The sequence below is a fragment of the Parasphingomonas puruogangriensis genome (genome assembly GCF_036663635.1).
GTDB lineage: Bacteria > Pseudomonadota > Alphaproteobacteria > Sphingomonadales > Sphingomonadaceae > Sphingomonas.
Map to the genome: position 1 here is coordinate 40,021 of NZ_JAXOJI010000004.1, position 14,969 is coordinate 54,989.

General features: G+C 65.7%; 17 protein-coding genes. 9 read left to right on the plus strand and 8 right to left on the minus strand.

Features of this window, described 5'->3' with window-relative positions:
* Positions 1-115 precede the first annotated feature (115 nt).
* Entirely contained in the window at positions 116-886 is a 771-nt protein-coding gene (locus U1739_RS11290) for a hypothetical protein (RefSeq protein ID WP_332708057.1), read from the minus strand.
* A 116-nt stretch (positions 887-1,002) separates the two neighbouring features.
* Here U1739_RS11290 and U1739_RS11295 point away from each other — a divergent pair, with 116 nt between their 5' ends.
* The gene (locus tag U1739_RS11295) at positions 1,003-1,245 is read left to right on the plus strand and encodes a hypothetical protein (protein ID WP_332708059.1); all 243 of its coding nucleotides are present in this window, start codon (positions 1,003-1,005) and stop codon (positions 1,243-1,245) included.
* A 57-nt stretch (positions 1,246-1,302) separates the two neighbouring features.
* On the opposite strand, the gene U1739_RS11300 is transcribed toward U1739_RS11295, so the two are convergent.
* The 3 genes from U1739_RS11300 to U1739_RS11310 all read right to left on the minus strand — a co-directional run bounded on the left by U1739_RS11300 (position 1,303) and on the right by U1739_RS11310 (position 2,756).
* Entirely contained in the window at positions 1,303-1,845 is a 543-nt protein-coding gene (locus U1739_RS11300) for a glycine zipper 2TM domain-containing protein (RefSeq protein WP_332708706.1), read from the minus strand.
* A 98-nt stretch (positions 1,846-1,943) separates the two neighbouring features.
* On the minus strand, positions 1,944-2,372 hold the full coding sequence (locus tag U1739_RS11305) for an OsmC family protein (RefSeq protein WP_332708061.1): 429 nt from the start codon (positions 2,370-2,372) through the stop codon (positions 1,944-1,946).
* Positions 2,373-2,444: 72 nt separating this feature from the next.
* Complete coding sequence (locus U1739_RS11310; protein WP_332708063.1) at positions 2,445-2,756, minus strand: glycine zipper 2TM domain-containing protein; 312 nt, start codon at positions 2,754-2,756, stop codon at positions 2,445-2,447.
* Positions 2,757-3,676: 920 nt separating this feature from the next.
* Here U1739_RS11310 and U1739_RS11315 point away from each other — a divergent pair.
* On the plus strand, positions 3,677-4,306 hold the full coding sequence (locus U1739_RS11315; RefSeq protein ID WP_332708065.1) for a trimeric intracellular cation channel family protein: 630 nt from the start codon (positions 3,677-3,679) through the stop codon (positions 4,304-4,306).
* Positions 4,307-4,384: 78 nt separating this feature from the next.
* Here U1739_RS11315 and U1739_RS11320 read toward each other — a convergent pair whose 3' ends face one another.
* The 3 genes from U1739_RS11320 to sppA form a co-directional block, all read right to left on the minus strand.
* Complete coding sequence (locus tag U1739_RS11320; protein ID WP_332708067.1) at positions 4,385-4,759, minus strand: endonuclease domain-containing protein; 375 nt, start codon at positions 4,757-4,759, stop codon at positions 4,385-4,387.
* An 89-nt stretch (positions 4,760-4,848) separates the two neighbouring features.
* Positions 4,849-5,409: a GNAT family N-acetyltransferase gene (locus U1739_RS11325; protein ID WP_332708069.1), complete on the minus strand. Its 561-nt coding sequence runs from the start codon at positions 5,407-5,409 to the stop codon at positions 4,849-4,851.
* A complete protein-coding gene (gene sppA / locus U1739_RS11330; protein ID WP_332708071.1) occupies positions 5,406-7,307 on the minus strand; it encodes a signal peptide peptidase SppA in 1,902 nt (633 codons plus the stop codon). The genes U1739_RS11325 and sppA overlap by 4 nt, the downstream gene beginning before the upstream one ends.
* Before the next feature lie 253 nt (positions 7,308-7,560).
* Between sppA and U1739_RS11335 the strand changes: the two genes are divergently transcribed.
* The 7 genes from U1739_RS11335 (at position 7,561) to U1739_RS11365 (ending at position 13,771) form a co-directional block, all read left to right on the plus strand.
* The gene (locus U1739_RS11335; protein WP_332708073.1) at positions 7,561-8,964 is read left to right on the plus strand and encodes an MATE family efflux transporter; all 1,404 of its coding nucleotides are present in this window, start codon (positions 7,561-7,563) and stop codon (positions 8,962-8,964) included.
* A 274-nt stretch (positions 8,965-9,238) separates the two neighbouring features.
* Positions 9,239-9,511, plus strand: a complete 273-nt coding sequence (locus U1739_RS11340) for a hypothetical protein (RefSeq protein ID WP_332708075.1) — start codon at positions 9,239-9,241, stop codon at positions 9,509-9,511.
* 285 nt (positions 9,512-9,796) lie between these two features.
* Positions 9,797-10,084, plus strand: coding sequence for a co-chaperone GroES (groES, locus tag U1739_RS11345; protein WP_332708077.1), 288 nt, complete (start codon positions 9,797-9,799; stop codon positions 10,082-10,084).
* Between the two features lie 91 nt (positions 10,085-10,175).
* Positions 10,176-11,822: a chaperonin GroEL gene (groL, locus tag U1739_RS11350; protein WP_332708084.1), complete on the plus strand. Its 1,647-nt coding sequence runs from the start codon at positions 10,176-10,178 to the stop codon at positions 11,820-11,822.
* 221 nt (positions 11,823-12,043) lie between these two features.
* Positions 12,044-12,613, plus strand: a complete 570-nt coding sequence (locus U1739_RS11355) for a Uma2 family endonuclease (RefSeq protein ID WP_332708087.1) — start codon at positions 12,044-12,046, stop codon at positions 12,611-12,613.
* Position 12,614: 1 nt separating this feature from the next.
* Positions 12,615-13,175, plus strand: a complete 561-nt coding sequence (locus U1739_RS11360; RefSeq protein ID WP_332708089.1) for a Uma2 family endonuclease — start codon at positions 12,615-12,617, stop codon at positions 13,173-13,175.
* Between the two features lie 80 nt (positions 13,176-13,255).
* Positions 13,256-13,771 carry a hypothetical protein gene (locus U1739_RS11365; protein ID WP_332708091.1) on the plus strand — a complete coding sequence of 172 codons (516 nt, stop codon included), beginning with the start codon at positions 13,256-13,258 and terminating at the stop codon, positions 13,769-13,771.
* Positions 13,772-13,815: 44 nt separating this feature from the next.
* On the opposite strand, the gene U1739_RS11370 is transcribed toward U1739_RS11365, so the two are convergent.
* Entirely contained in the window at positions 13,816-14,865 is a 1,050-nt protein-coding gene (locus U1739_RS11370) for a mannose-1-phosphate guanylyltransferase/mannose-6-phosphate isomerase (RefSeq protein ID WP_332708093.1), read from the minus strand.
* Positions 14,866-14,969: the final 104 nt, after the last annotated feature.

The window sequence follows — 14,969 nt, forward strand, 5'->3', positions numbered from 1 at the left end:
GGAACCTGGGTATCGTAACGCGTTTAGTGCTCCTGCGAAAGCAGGAGCCCAGAGCCACGCACGCTGCGCTTGGCAACCCTGGGCTCCTGCGTTCGCAGGAGCACAAGCCCGCCGCTCAAGACCCCTTGTTCGCCACGATATCGACGTCGGTCCCGCCATCGCTCCGGCTGGTCAGGAACAGCGCAAAGGCGCCGTCGTCGCGCGCGCGCGTCCCGCCCAGCACATGTTCGCCGCCGTCGGCCTGGTGCTCGGCGGAATAGCCGGCATTGGTGGTGCGCGTGTAATACCAGTCGAGCACTTTCTGCAGCGGCGCCGAGCTGGCGAAACTCACCGCGCGGATCGAGCAGCCGCCCTGGTTATTGCCCGCCGCTTCGCTGACCCGCGCATCGGGATAGAGCGGCAGGTCGGCCGGCAGGCGTTGCGCCCAGCGGGTCGAATATTGCAGCTTGGCCGCGCAGGCGCCGCCGTTTTTCTGCCGCGCCGCCAGCGCGCCCAAGGTGAGCGATTCGCGCGCCGTGGCGCAGCCCGGGCAATCCGCATTCTGCGGCGCCGGGGTGGATTTCAATCGTTGGGACGTGCCCGCGCCGGTCAGCGCTGCCGCGCCGGGGGCGCCGGCAGCGATGCCGTCGGCTGGCACCCCGCCGGAATAGGGCTGGGACGGAGGCCGCACGGCATCCTGGTTGGCCTGCGCCGCGAGCGTCGGATCGACCATGATCTGATCCTGTAGCGCGCTCATCAGCGCGGGGTCGCGCGTGTTGCCGGTGGCGCTCGCGTCGATCAGCTCGTTGTCGAGCGAATCCACGTTGCGTTCGTTCTGCCGCGGTCCGCACGCGGCCAGCGCGACCGGCAGAAGCAGGGCCAGACCCCAAGGTGCATAGCGAACCATCAACCACTCCAATCGTTTCGTGCCACGGCTCATAGCCGAAATCCGGTTAATATCGCGTTTGCCGCATGCGGGCGCAGCAACCAACGCTTACAAGCGTGCTACTTGCATAAAACGCCATGGCCCGCCATTATCGGATCATGTTCAATATTCTCTCGATCCTCATCGGCCTCGTCGCCCTCGTCTTCGCTATTCCGGGGCTGATCCCCCTGCTTGGCTGGCTCAACTGGCTGGCCGTGATCATCGCCGTGATCGGCCTGGCGGTCGGCGCGCTGTCGAGCGGCAATGCCGGGCGCAACCTCAACATCGTGGTGCTGATCGTCGCGTGCATTCGCCTGTTTGTCGGCGGCGGCCTGTTCTAAAAAGCAAAGGCCCGGCGATCGCTCGCCGGGCCTTCCCGTGTCGTTAGTGCGTCGCGCTTAGCGGCAGCGCACGTTGCCGCGGTCGATCGACGATCCAAGAGCGGCACCGGCGCCGGCGCCGAGCAGCGTGCCCAGCGTGCTCGACCGGCCGTTCGACAGCGAATTGCCGAGCAGCCCGCCGGCCAGCCCGCCGATGATCAGGCCGGTCGTGCCGTCGTTGCGGCGGCAATAATATTGCCCGTTGCCGCCGCGATAGATGCGGTCGTTGCGGCCCAGGCGGCGCGGCTGATAATAGCGCCCGTCGCGATAGTAACGCTCGGCATAATAGGTCTGCTGCCCGCGCTCGTAGCGGTTGTAATCATAATTGCGATACTGGCGCCAATCGCGATTGCGATCATCGCGGCGGTCGGCCCGTCGGTCATCGCGGCGGTCGTCGCGCCGATCGTCGCGCCGATCATCGCGGCGGTCGTTGCGGTGATCGCCGCGGCCGTCGCGGTCGTTGTCGCGATAGTCCTGATGGGATTGCGCCGCCGCCGGCAAAGCGGGAAGCGTGGCCGTGGCGATCGTGGCGATCGCGGCCGCTAACAAAGTGAAGCGCATGGGGAACTCCGTTCTCTTCATGGTGTGAAGCCTGAACGGGTTGGCCGCGTATCGGTTGCGTGAACGGGATACTACGCCCCGCTCACGCGCCCGACAGGTCAGCCGTTGAGCGTGTAATCCAGCGTGATCTCGGCGTTGAGCACCTTGGAGATCGGGCAGTTCTGCTCCGCACCCTTGGCGATTTCGGCGAACTGCGCCTCGTCGATTCCCGGCACGGTCGCTTTGAGATCCAATGCCGACTTGCTGATCTTGAAGCCGTCGCCTTCCTTGTCAAGCGTGACCTTGGCGCTGGTCTCCAGCGTGCCGTCGGTAAAGCCGGCGCCGGCCAGCGCGAAGCTCAGTGCCATGGTGAAGCAGCTGGCATGCGCCGCGGCGATCAGCTCTTCCGGGTTGGTGCCGGGCTCGTCGCCGAACCGGGTGTTGAAGCCGTACGGCGTGTCGGAGAGGATGCCCGACTGAGTCGAGACATGGCCTTTACCGTCCTTGCCGAAGCCTTCGTATTTGGCCGAACCGGTGCGCGTCGTCATGTGCGATCTCCAGATATGAAAAGGGGCGCAGGCTTGTCGCCCACGCCCCTGATCAGATGGTGTCGCTAAGGCTTAGCGGCAACGGCGCTTGTTGTTGCTGTTGGTACGATCGATCTCGCGACCGGCCAGCGCGCCCAGGGCCGCGCCGCCCAGCGTGCCGACCGTACGGTCGCCGCGCGTGTCGATCGTGCGGCCGAGCAGTGCGCCGCCAACGCCGCCGACGATCAGGCCGGTAGTGCCATTGCTCTTCTTGCAATAGGTCCGGCCGTCCTTGCCGCGCCATTCGCGATACTTGCTACGCGCTTCGGCCTGGCTGGTCGGGAACGCCATCGTGGCGGGGATGGCGAGCGAGACGGCAGTGAGAGCGAGAACGAAATTACGCATGATAAATTCCCTTACCTTGAAACTGGTAGCTGCAGAACGCAGGCTTTCTAGAATTCGTTGCATGAACGTAATACAACCTGTCGTTGTCGCCCGTTCAGGCGCGGCGGCGGGCCATCCTTGTCCACGATATCCACGTTATCCACAGGGCCGCCAGCGCGAATCATCCTAGGCGCGGGGCCCATTCGGTGACACCTTTCGTCTTGTAGGAAGCGGATGCGGACGTCGGAAACGGCAACAACATCAGCAACTTATGCCGGACGAGACGGTAGGGCGGCCCGCCAGGGCAGGCCGGCCGACGGATCCGGGGGAATGCCGATCCGACTTGTATCGGGCGCCACGCGAAAGCGCTGCGCGACCGCACGACGAGGCAGGCGTTCCGAACCGTCCTTCTGCGTTTTCGGACCGGGAGGGTGGGGCAGCGGCGGCGCGGAACAGCACGGAGCATCCTTCGGGAGAGACCGAGCGGGTCAAGCAATGCAGCAGCCAAAGGCATGGGCGTTCCGGGCCACCGGGCGCACACGCCGGTCATCACGGAATGGGGTGCCGAGCGCCGCAAGGCGATGCGATCCCGGACCCGATGACCAAACACCTGGCGCCGGCCGTTCGCGGCAGACACCAGGCGTGCCGCCACGATGCGGGTGAGGGCAGGGGCGCTCCTTGGGGGGCTCAGGCGCGAGCTCCAAGTCGCGGCGACAGAGGGGTCGGCAGCAATGCCGGCCCCTTTTTGTTGTTGCGATTGCTTGCCACACCATCACCGCCTCCCCGGCGAACGCCGGGGTCCAGTCGGGAGAGCGTGGTTGGCGAACGCTGCGCGCTGTTACATCGGCCTTCGCGACTGGGCCCCGGCGTCCGCCGGGGTCGTGAGGAAAGGGCGGATCGCATCCCTTCGCCTGGTCGCCATCCTGCGCTAAGCCCACCCCATGCTCCCCGTTCCCCACGTCATCCCCGATTTCGCCCCGTGGTTCGATCTCGCCGGCCTCGCCGTCTTCGCCGCCTCGGGCGCGCTTGCCGCGGCCAAGCGCGCGCAGACCATCGTCACGCTGACCTTCTTCGCGCTGGTAACCGGGGTGGGCGGCGGCACGATGCGCGATCTGCTGATCGGCGCGCCGGTGTTCTGGATCCATGACAGCCGCCCGGCGGCGGTATGCCTGCTGGTCGCCTTCACCATCTGGGCGACGCCCGAGCGCTGGTGGAAAGGCGCGGCGCTCGACTGGTTCGATGCGATCGGCCTCGCCGCCTATGCCGTGTTCGGCGCGGCCAAGGCGCTCAATTACGGCGTGCCACCGGTACCGGCGATGCTGATGGGGGTGGTGACCGGCTGCGTCGGCGGGATCATCCGCGACGTGCTGGCGGGCGAACCGTCGATTCTGATGCGCCCGGAATTGTATGTGACGGCGGCGGCCTTGTCGTCGGCACTGTATGTCGGGCTGACGTTGCTGGGGACGCCGACCGCGCTCGCCGCGGTGATCGCCGCGGTCGCCGGCTTCGCGCTGCGGGCGGCGGCGATCCGCTACCATCTGGGCCTGCCCGCCTATCGCGGGCGACGCTGACGGTTGGCGTGCAAGGCAAGTCATCCTCCCCCGCCAGGGGGAGGGGGCGCCGAAGGCGACGGAGGGGGCGGTAAGCGGTCAGCCCTCGAATCGTCTCCGCCGCTCCAGCGCGATCGCGATGATCTGCTGCGCCACGTCATTGACGTTCGCCAGTACGTCGCGCGCCGGATACCGCAATACGAGCAGCCCTTTGGCCGCGAGCCATGCATCACGCGTCGCATCACGCATCGGCCGATCGCCGCTGGAATGCGCCTCGCCATCCACCTCGATAACCAGACTGGCCGGCGCGCAATAGAAATCCAGCACGTAATCGCTAACCGCATGCTGTTTGCGAAAGCGTAATCCGGCCTCGTTCTGGCGTAACGCAAGCCAAAGCGCGATCTCTGGCGGGGTCATTTCCGTGCGCAACCGCTTGGCGTTGCGTCTGCCGCCTGGAGATCCTTCGAGCCGCACCGCTTGCCTCCCCCTCCGTCACGCTGCGCGTGCCACCTCCCCCTGGCGGGGGAGGATCACAGGATCGACGGCTGGCCGCTTTCGCGAGCCTAAACCCGCACCAACCCCACCGCACTGAACGGCTTGGGCTCGGTCGGCGGCGTGGTCGAGCGGTTGAGCTGGCATTGCCAGAAGCCGACATCGATCCAGCGGCCGTTCTTGTAGCCGACTTCGCGGTACACGCCCTGGCGGCGGAAGCCGGTTGCTTCGTGCAGCCCGATCGAGGCTTCGTTGGGCAATGCCAGCACGCCGATCGCCTGGGTGAAGCCCTGCGCGCGCAGCGTATCGATCAGCGCTTCGTATAACAGCCGCCCGACGCCCTGCCGCTCGACCGTGCCGGTGACGTAGATCGAAGTCTCGACGACATATTTATATGCCGGACGATCGCGGAACTTGGTGGCATAGGCATAGGCCAAGACGCCGCCATCCTCGTCGCCATTGGTGGCGACGATCCAGGGATACATGCCGTCCGAGGCGGTCATGCGGGTCCGCATCTGGCGCGCGTCGGGCGCCTCGGTCTCGAACGAGACGGTGCCGGTAAGCACGAACGGCGCATAGATTGCGGCGATCGCGGCGGCATCCTCGGGGCGGGCGGGGCGGATCGCGATCACGAGGCGAACTTCGCGAACAGCAGGTCGATCAGGCGCACGTCGCTGGCGGCGGGCATGCCGACCGGGCCCATGCCGACGCATTCGAGGCACTTGGCCTGGATCGACGAAGAGCGCGTCAGCCGCTGCATGTCGCCCAGCGCGCGTGCCAGGATCGCCTTGTGGTCCGCCCCGATCCGGGCGAACACATCGCCCCCCGCCTCGGCACCATCGTCCTCATCGTCATCGCCGCCGCGGAACTGCGTGGCGAGCTTGCCGAGCCAGCCGGGTTCCTTCTCCAGATACACCGCCTGCACATCCCCCTTCAGCCCGGCGCGCTTAGCCGCTTCGGCGATCGCGTCGCTCAGCGTGCCGAACTGATCGACCAGCCCGATCTGACGCGCCGTGCCGCCATCCCATACGCGGCCCTGGGCGATCTCATTGACCCGTTCGGGTGTCATTTTCCGCGCCTTGGCGACGCGGCCGATGAACTGCGCATAACCGTGCTCGATCGCCGATTGCAGCAATCGGTCGGTCTCGGCATTGGTGCCGCCCAGCACGTCCGGCTGGCCGGAGAGCGGGGTGGATTTCACGCCGTCGCTGGTCACGCCGATCTTGGCCAGCGTGTTTTCGAACGTCGGGATGATCCCGAAGATGCCGATCGATCCGGTGATCGTGGTCGGCTCGGCAAAGATCGTGTCACCCGCGGTCGCCACCCAATAGCCGCCCGAGGCGGCGACCGAGCCCATCGAGATCACCACCGGCAGCTTCTGCGCCTTGGCCTCGAGGATGGCGGTGCGGATCTTCTCTGAGGCGAGCGCCGAGCCGCCCGGCGAATCGATCCGCACGACCAAGGCCTTCAAATTCTTCTTGGCCAGGCCGTCGAGCAACGCCTTGGCGATGGTGTCGCCGCCGGCCGTGCCGGGGCCGGCCTTGCCATCCATGATCTCGCCGGCGACGGTGAGCACGCCGATCTGGTCGCCGCTGGTGCGCAAGGGGTTGGCGGCGAGATAATTGTCGTATTTGATCGTGTTGAAATTGCCTGCCGGCTTGTTCGTATCGGTGCCGGCCAATTGCCCGACGCGCTTGTCGAAATCGATCCGCTCGGCGAGCTTGTCGACGATGCCGGATTGCAGATTGGCCTTGGCGATATCCCCCGCCGCCGCGGTGATGACCGCGTCGGGCGTGTCGAGCATTGGCTGGAACTTGGCCTTGGGGCGAGCCTTGGCGACCTGCGCCTTCCACTGATCGAAGATCACGCCCTGCAGCGCCTGCGCCGCTTCCTTGGCCTCGGGCGACTGGTCGGCGCGCGTATACGGCTCGACGAACGACTTGTACTTGCCGACGCGGTAGATGTGCGCGTTGACGCCCAAGCGGTCGATCAGGCCCTTATAGTAAAGCTGCGAGCCGCCCGGGCCGGTGAACAAGGTGCCGCCCATTGGGTTCATCCAGATCTCGCTGGCATTGGCGGCGAGGCGATAGCCGCTGTCGGTATAGGCGGTGGCATAAGCGAGGACCGGCTTGCCCCCTCTGCCATCGACACCGTCGCGCACGGTGCGGATCGCCTCGGCCACTTCGGTCAGCGCCGCGGGATAGCCGCCGGCGAAACTGTCGAGATCGAGCACGACGACTTTCACGCGGCTGTCGGTCTTGGCCTTGTCGAGCACGCGCACCACGTCGCGCAGCCGGAATTCGCGCACCGGCGCGCGACCGCCGAGCGAGGCGAACGGATCGGCTTCGCTCGGCTGCTCGACGATCTGGCCCTTGAGCGCGAGCACCAACGCGCCGTCCTTGATCGTCGCTGGGCTTGGTCGCGCGGCGAGGCCGGCAAACAGCAGGCCGAAGAATAGCAGCATCGCGGCGAGGACGAGCGCGTCCTTGATGCCGACCAGAATCTTCCACGCGCCCCGAACGAGTTTCACAGGTCGGTCTCCTTCGTGGCCACCGCACGGGGCGGCCTGTCGCGTCGAGCCTTACCGTGCCGTGTGTGGTTCGGGCAATACGCCTTGTGGGCAGCGCGCGCGTCCGCCACACTTCCGTCATCCTGAACTTGCTTCAGGATCCCGGCGCGGTCATTGGCAAAAAGACAGTGTCAATGAGGCGGGCGACCGCGCCTGGATGCTGAAACAAGTTCAGCATGACGAATAGGCGGGTTGGAGCTAGACCCCGCTGCCGATGGACCTGCCCCTCGCCACGCCAGCCCTGACCGGCCCGCCGCCCGCCACCGCGCGGGGGGAATTGCGTGCGTTGCTGCTGCTCGCGGCGCCGCTGGTCGGTGCGAACCTGTTGCAGATGGCGGTGGCGGCGGTCGATGTGGTGTTCGTGGCACGGCTGGGCACGATCGATTTCGCTGCCGCGACGCTTGGCGTGTTCCTGTTCAACCTGCTGATGTTCGCGCTGATCGGGCTGACCAGCGCGGCCGCGCCGATCATCGCCGCTGAACTGGGTGCGCGCGCGCATGCCGTGCGCGAGGTGCGCCGCTCGTTCCGCATGGCGCTGTGGGTGGCCGGCGTCGGCGCGGTGCCGATGATCCTGATCCTCGCGCATGGCGAGACATTGCTGCTGCTCGCCGGGCAGGATCCGGAGGTCGCGCGCCGCTCCGGCCGCTTTCTCGATATCCTGCTCATCGCGCTCGTCCCCGGCGTTGCCGCCGGCGTGATGCGGACCGCCGCGGCGGCGCTCGGCCGGCCCAATTGGGCGCTCGGCGTCAGCGCGATCGCGCTCGCCATCGGCATCCTCGGCAATTGGCTGCTGGTGTTCGGCAATGCCGGCTTTCCGGCGCTCGGGCTGGAGGGCTCCGCCTGGGCCAGCGTCGCCAGCCTGACCGCGATGATGCTGGCCTATTATGTCATTCTGACGCGCGAACGCCGGCTCCGCCGCTTTCGCCTGTTCGGCCGCTGGTGGCGCACCGAATGGCCGCGCTTCCGCCAGATCGTGCGACTGGGCGTGCCGATCATGCTGACCTGGGTGTTCGAAGGAGCGTTGTTCGGCGGGGCGGCGCTGCTGATGGGCTTGATCGGCGTCAACGAGGTCGCGGCACACGCGGTCGCGCTTAACATCGCCGCGGTCGCTTTCCAGGTGCCGTTCGGCATTTCGCAAGCCGCCACGATTCGCGTCGGCATGGCATATGGCGCACGCGATCATGCCTGGATCGCGCGCGCAGGGGGAGTGGCGCTCGCGGTCGGGATCGGCTTCATGGGGCTGACCGCCAGCCTGATCTGGGCCATGCCGCGGCTGTTCGTCGGTGCCTATATCGCCGTCGATGCGCCGGCCAATGCGATCGTCGTCGGGCTGGCGGTCGACTATCTCGCCATCGCCGCGCTGTTCCAGCTAGTCGATGGCGCGCAGGCGGTGGCGGCGGGCGTGCTGCGCGGCTTGCAGGACACGCGCATGCCGATGGTGATCGCGCTGTTCGGCTATTGGGTGATCGGCTTCGGCACGTCGATCCTGCTCGGCTTTGGGCTGCGCTGGCAGGGCGTCGGCATCTGGCTCGGCCTGGCCGCCGGGCTGCTCGCGGTATCGATCCTGCTGATGTGGCGCTGGGCGCTGCGCGCGCGGCTGGGCCTGTTGCCGCGATAACGCGCTGCGGCCGGCGCCGACCCCTGTCTGGGATCGGCGCCGGCGCGTTGCACCTTACGGCACTAGTTTGGGAGCGGTTGGGATCCAATAGGGCGTCGGCGTCGGCGTCGGCGTCGGCGTCGGGGTGGGCGTAGGCGCGGTCGGCGTGGTGCCGGCGGGCGACTTTGGTGCGGTCGGGAGCCAATAGGGTGTCGGCGTGGGCGTCGGCGTCGGCCCTGGCTTGCTGTACGGCGACGGCTTGCCGCTCTGCAGGTTAGCGACGGCTTGAGGTGGGGTGAAACAGCTATCGAACTTGCTCCGCTCGTCGATCGGGCAGGATGCATCGGTCGTGGCGCGAGTAAAATGCCTTTTCCCCGCCGCGGCAGCTGTGTCAAAGGATGAATATATCGGCATATCGATCGCCGCCCAAGCCGATCCGGATATGAATAAGCTCGCGGTGATTAGTGCCGAAAACGCTTTCGATGCCGTCATCTTCTTTCTCCTCGATGAACCATACTTGGCGCTATTCGGCGGTATCGGCCGCAGACAGCAAATTACTTTAGGATGAGGAAAATTGTGGAGCAACGACGAAACTGCCGGTCGGGCCGGGAAGGCGTGGACGTCCGGACGTTGCGCGTCGCCGATCTGGCAGCGGTGCCGGCGCGATGGTCATGGCGCTGGGCGAGGCGCGCGGCTCGGCCTGCTGCCGGCTCGAACTGCCTGACTAAGGCGATTTTCGCGGCGTCACGCGGTTGACGCACGCATCTGCCACTATCATATGCGTCGTGCTGGCACTCACCTCGGGCGAGTGCTAACAAGCATTCACGTTACCACGATATAAGGATTGGCACGCATGAGCTTTCGTCCGTTGCATGACCGCGTCCTCGTCCGCCGCGTTGAGGCAGAAGAGAAGACCGCCGGCGGGATCATCATTCCCGAGACCGCCAAGGAAAAGCCACAGGAAGGCGAAGTCGTCTCCGTCGGCACCGGTGCTCGCAATGAGCAGGGTGAGATCCATCCGCTCGAGGTCAAGGCCGGCGACAAGATCCTGTTCGGCAAATGGTCCGGCACCGAAGTGAAGATCGACGGTGAAGACCTGCTGATCATGAAGGAATCCGACATCCTCGGGATCGTCGGCTAAGCCAATAATGATGGGCGGGGCGGGCGAAACGTGTGTTTTGCCCTAACCTTAGCCTAACCTTCCGTTCTCAAATCTAGAAAGGTTCAGCCACATGGCAGCCAAGGACGTAAAATTTTCGCGTGACGCACGCGAGCGCATCCTGCGCGGCGTGGATATCCTCGCCGACGCCGTGAAGGTCACTTTGGGGCCAAAGGGCCGCAACGTCGTGATCGACAAGAGCTACGGCGCACCGCGCATCACCAAGGACGGCGTCACCGTCGCCAAGGAAATCGAGCTCAAGGACAAGTTCGAGAACATGGGCGCGCAGATGCTGCGCGAAGTCGCCTCGAAGACCAACGACATTGCCGGCGACGGCACGACCACCGCGACCGTTCTGGCGCAGGCGATCGTCCGCGAGGGCATGAAGTCGGTCTCGGCTGGCATGAACCCGATGGATCTGAAGCGCGGCATCGACATGGCCGTGATCAAGGTCGTCGAGGACATCAAGGCGCGGTCGAAGCCGGTTGCCGGCACCAAGGAAGTCGCGCAGGTCGGCATCATCTCGGCTAACGGCGACACCGTCGTCGGCGAGAAGATCGCTGAAGCGATGGAGCGCGTCGGCAAGGAAGGCGTGATCACCGTCGAGGAAGCCAAGGGCCTCGAATTCGAACTCGACGTCGTCGAAGGCATGCAGTTCGATCGCGGTTACCTGTCGCCGTATTTTGTGACGAACCCCGAGAAGATGTCGGTCGAGCTCGCCGATCCGTACATCTTGATCCACGAGAAGAAGCTCAGCAACCTGCAGGCGATGCTTCCGATTCTGGAAGCCGTCGTTCAGTCGGGTCGCCCGCTGCTGATCATCGCGGAAGACATCGAGGGTGAGGCGCTTGCCACGCTCGTCGTCAACAAGCTGCGCGGTGGTCTGAAGGTCGCAGCGGTCAAGGCACCGGGCTTCGGCGATCGTCGCAAGGCGATGCTGGAAGACATCGCGATCCTCACCAAGGGCGAGATGATCTCGGAAGACCTCGGCATCAAGCTCGAGTCGGTAACGCTCGGCATGCTCGGCACCGCCAAGCGCGTCACGATCGACAAGGACAACACGATCATCGTCGATGGTGCCGGTGATCACGAATCGATCAAGGGCCGCACCGATGCGATCCGTCAGCAGATCGAGAACACGACGAGCGATTACGACAAGGAGAAGCTGCAGGAGCGTCTGGCCAAGCTGGCTGGCGGTGTCGCAGTGATCAAGGTCGGCGGGTCGACCGAAGTGGAAGTCAAGGAGCGCAAGGATCGGGTCGACGACGCACTGCACGCAACCCGCGCAGCGGTCGAAGAAGGCATCGTCCCCGGCGGCGGTACCGCACTCCTCTATGCCACCAAGGCACTCGAGGGCATGAAGGGCGCGAACGACGACCAGACCCGCGGCATCGATATCGTCCGCAAGGCGCTGTACGCGCCGGTCCGCCAGATCGCGCAGAATGCCGGTCATGACGGTGCGGTGATTTCGGGCAAGTTGCTCGAAGGCAATGACGACAATCTGGGCTTCAACGCACAGACCGACGTCTACGAGAATCTGGTGGAAGCCGGCGTGATCGATCCGACCAAGGTCGTTCGCACGGCGCTGCAGGATGCGGCTTCGGTCGCCGGCCTGCTGATCACCACCGAAGCGGCGATTTCGGAACTGCCGGAAGACAAGCCTGCCATGCCGATGGGCGGCGGCGGCGGCATGGGCGGCATGGGCGGCATGGACTTCTGATCGAGAACGGCCTGAGCTAAGTCTGCTTAGCTCAGGACTCGTTCCGATCCGGCCGGCGGGCTGGCGGCAACGCCGTCAGTCCCGTCCGACGCGAAGCCTCGGCTTTGCCGAGGCCCGGCCAAGGATCCAGACCTACCCAGCCACCAGCTGGCACCACGAAGGGCCGGGGGAGCAATCCCCCGGCCCTTTGTTTGTGGCCCCAAGCGGTGTAACTTCTACCCATGGCCTCCATCGCTCTCGATTCCGCCTATCGCCGCATCAGTGTCGAGGAATTCCTCGAGATGGATTTCGGCGGCGCTCGGGCAGAGCTGGAGGACGGCCTGATCTACATGATGGCCGGCGGCAACGAAGCACATGCTCGGGTGGCGGGCAATGTTCTGACCCAGCTGCGCATCGCGCTACGCGGATCCGGTTGCAGACCCTATGGGCCCGATTTCGCAACGCGTACCGCCGACCGCACCGTGCGGCTCCCCGATGTTAGCGTCTATTGCAACAATCCCGGCGCACCTGGGAACGAGGGGAAGCAATTACTGGGCGATCCGCAAATCGTGATTGAAGTGCTCTCGCCATCGACAATGTCCTATGATCAATCGGTCAAACTGGAGGAATATCGTCGACTTGCCGGCGTGCGAGAAATCGTCCTGATTGATCCGATCAAGCAGCAAGTGCGTCTCGTTCAGCGAGAGGGAGAGGGCGGCTGGAGCGACCGCTGGCTGAAGGCGGGATCCGACCTAGCACTGCCATCAGTCGCGATCACCATCCCCCACGCCGAAATCTTCGCGCGAGACTGACATGGCCACCGACCTCGACCAGCCCCGGCTGACCGCGGAACAGTTTCTGCAGATCGAGTTCGGTCCCGACATCAAGGCCGAACTCGACAATGGCGTGATCCGCATGATGGTCGGCGGCTCGCGCGATCACGCGCGGATCCAGATGAATCTGTATCGATATCTGGGAACCGCGCTTCGGGGCTCGGGCTGCCGCCCGTACGGTTCGGATATGGCCATCAAGACGGCAGCCGGATCAGTCCGCTATCCCGATCTGACGATCGATCGCGGCAAGGCCGGTAACGATAAGCCGCAGGATCAAATCCTGTCCAATCTCCGCGTGATCATCGAAGTGCTATCGCCCGGCACCAGTCGCATCGACCAGGGCGACAAGCTCTACGCATATAAAGCGATTGCGACGATCGATGCGATCGCCTTCGTCGATCCCGAGACCACGCACCTGCGCGTACTGCATCGTACCGGTGCCACTGCCTGGAGCGACGTCACCTTTTCGACCGCGGCCGATCTCGAACTGCCGACGCTCGGGCTCGTCGTCCCGCACGCAGAGATGTTCGCCGACGATTGATCGATTTGCCGCAGTCTCTATCAAGCGGTCATCGTGACGCGTCGCCATCGCTCGATCGGCGTCGGCATAAGGAACAAGACATGCGCTATCCCATCCTGTTGACCGCCGCCGCGCTGACGCTGTCGGCATGCGATTCCACTCCGGTCGCGAACAACATTGTCGCCGCCGCACCCGCGGCGCCGGCTGGCCCCGCCTTCGCCACGACCGGCGATCAGGCCGTGGCGCTGATCGAAGGCCTCGGCGCGCCCTGGGCCGGGGGCACGCGCAAGGATGGCATGCGCGACGCCAAGACCGGCGGCACGGTGAGCACGATCACCGCGGCCGGCGGATCGGCACAGGTCTTCGCCTGGCCCGGCGGCGCGGTATGGCAAGTGCGGCTGATCGCCGGCGGCGCGTCCGGCTGCGGCGACATCGCGCAGGTCCGTGCCGCGCTGCCCAAGCTGGTCGAGGGCGTCACGGCCAAGCCGACGCCGGCGCAGCTCGCCGCGATCAGCGACGATCTCAACGATCCCAAGACCAGCGACCACACGCTGCCGGCGGCCAAGGTGTCGGTGGTCGGCGGCTGCCGCCTGTGGGTGACGGCCACCGCGGCTTGAGCATCCGGCCGTCATCCCCATGAGCGGGATGACGGCCAGCCGCCTCAATCCTTCATCGCTTCCAGCAGCCGCTTCACTTCCTGGCTGCGGCCGCGCGGCACGATCAGCACGTCGTTGCCGCTGGCCACGACGATCAGATCCTCGACTCCGACCATGGCGATACGCACGCCGTCGCTGCGCACCAGGCAGTTGACCGTGTCGAGCGCGACGATATCGCCCTTGTGGGCATTGCCGTCATCGTCTGCGTCCAGCGCGTGCAAGGCGTCCCAGCTGCCGAGGTCGCTCCACCCCATGCTGACCGGCACCACGGCGACGCGGTCGGCCTTTTCCATCACTGCATAATCGATCGAGTCCGACGGCGATGCGGCGAATGCTGCGGCATCGGGGAACACGCGCCGTCCCTCGTGCCGGGCATCGCGCATCGCCGCCTGGCACGCGGCGAGCATATCCGGCGCATAGTCGGCCAGCGCGTTCAGATAGGTGTCGGCGCGGAACAGGAAGATGCCGCCATTCCAGGCGTAATCGCCCGAGGCCAGCATCGCCTGCGCCGCGTCCAGCGGCGGCTTTTCGACGAACCGCGCGACACGGTGGACGCCGGCGGCAATTTCGTCGCCAACCTGGATATAGCCATAGCCGGTTTCCGGCGCGTCGGGCGCGATGCCGAACGTCACCAACCAGCCCTCCGCGACCAGCGGCATGGCGGCGTGGATCGCGGCGTGGAAGGCGGAAACGTCGGCAATCACGTGATCCGATGGCATGACCAGCAGCGGCTCTGGCCCGCCGCCCGCAGCAATGGCCGCAAGCGCGATGGCAGGCGCCGTGTTGCGCCCGGCGGGTTCGAGAATGATTGCCGCGGCGCTGGCCTCGACGGCGCCGAGCTGATCGTCGATCATGTCGGCATGGCGCGCATTGGCGACGACGATCGGCGCGGCGAAGCGCTCGCCGGTCGCGCGCGTCGCGGTCAGCTGCAACATGGTCTCCTCGGCCGTCAGCGCGAGCATCTGCTTGGGCCGCTCGGGCCGAGACATCGGCCATAACCGCGTGCCCGATCCGCCGGATAGAATGACGGGAAAAATCGGTCGTGAAAGCGGCATGAATCTACTCCTGTTGCTCCTTATGTAGTCGGGGCGGCCGGGATTGCGAACCTGCTCTGCATCATGGCCTGCACGCGCCATTCAAGATTTGTTCGTCATTTTCT

Excerpts from the sequence above, each read along its gene's own strand:
- U1739_RS11310 (WP_332708063.1), bottom strand. The coding sequence starts at position 2,756 with ATGCGTAATTTCGTTCTCGCTCTCACTGCCGTCTCGCTCGCCATCCCC.
- U1739_RS11290 (WP_332708057.1), bottom strand. The coding sequence starts at position 886 with ATGGTTCGCTATGCACCTTGGGGTCTGGCCCTGCTTCTGCCGGTCGCG.
- U1739_RS11300 (WP_332708706.1), bottom strand. The coding sequence starts at position 1,845 with ATGCGCTTCACTTTGTTAGCGGCCGCGATCGCCACGATCGCCACGGCC.
- U1739_RS11295 (WP_332708059.1), top strand. The coding sequence starts at position 1,003 with ATGGCCCGCCATTATCGGATCATGTTCAATATTCTCTCGATCCTCATC.
- U1739_RS11355 (WP_332708087.1), top strand. The coding sequence starts at position 12,044 with ATGGCCTCCATCGCTCTCGATTCCGCCTATCGCCGCATCAGTGTCGAG.
- U1739_RS11305 (WP_332708061.1), bottom strand. The coding sequence starts at position 2,372 with ATGACGACGCGCACCGGTTCGGCCAAATACGAAGGCTTCGGCAAGGAC.
- U1739_RS11365 (WP_332708091.1), top strand. The coding sequence starts at position 13,256 with ATGCGCTATCCCATCCTGTTGACCGCCGCCGCGCTGACGCTGTCGGCA.
- U1739_RS11315 (WP_332708065.1), top strand. The coding sequence starts at position 3,677 with ATGCTCCCCGTTCCCCACGTCATCCCCGATTTCGCCCCGTGGTTCGAT.
- U1739_RS11335 (WP_332708073.1), top strand. The coding sequence starts at position 7,561 with ATGGACCTGCCCCTCGCCACGCCAGCCCTGACCGGCCCGCCGCCCGCC.
- U1739_RS11360 (WP_332708089.1), top strand. The coding sequence starts at position 12,615 with ATGGCCACCGACCTCGACCAGCCCCGGCTGACCGCGGAACAGTTTCTG.
- U1739_RS11370 (WP_332708093.1), bottom strand. The coding sequence starts at position 14,865 with ATGCCGCTTTCACGACCGATTTTTCCCGTCATTCTATCCGGCGGATCG.
- groES (WP_332708077.1), top strand. The coding sequence starts at position 9,797 with ATGAGCTTTCGTCCGTTGCATGACCGCGTCCTCGTCCGCCGCGTTGAG.
- groL (WP_332708084.1), top strand. The coding sequence starts at position 10,176 with ATGGCAGCCAAGGACGTAAAATTTTCGCGTGACGCACGCGAGCGCATC.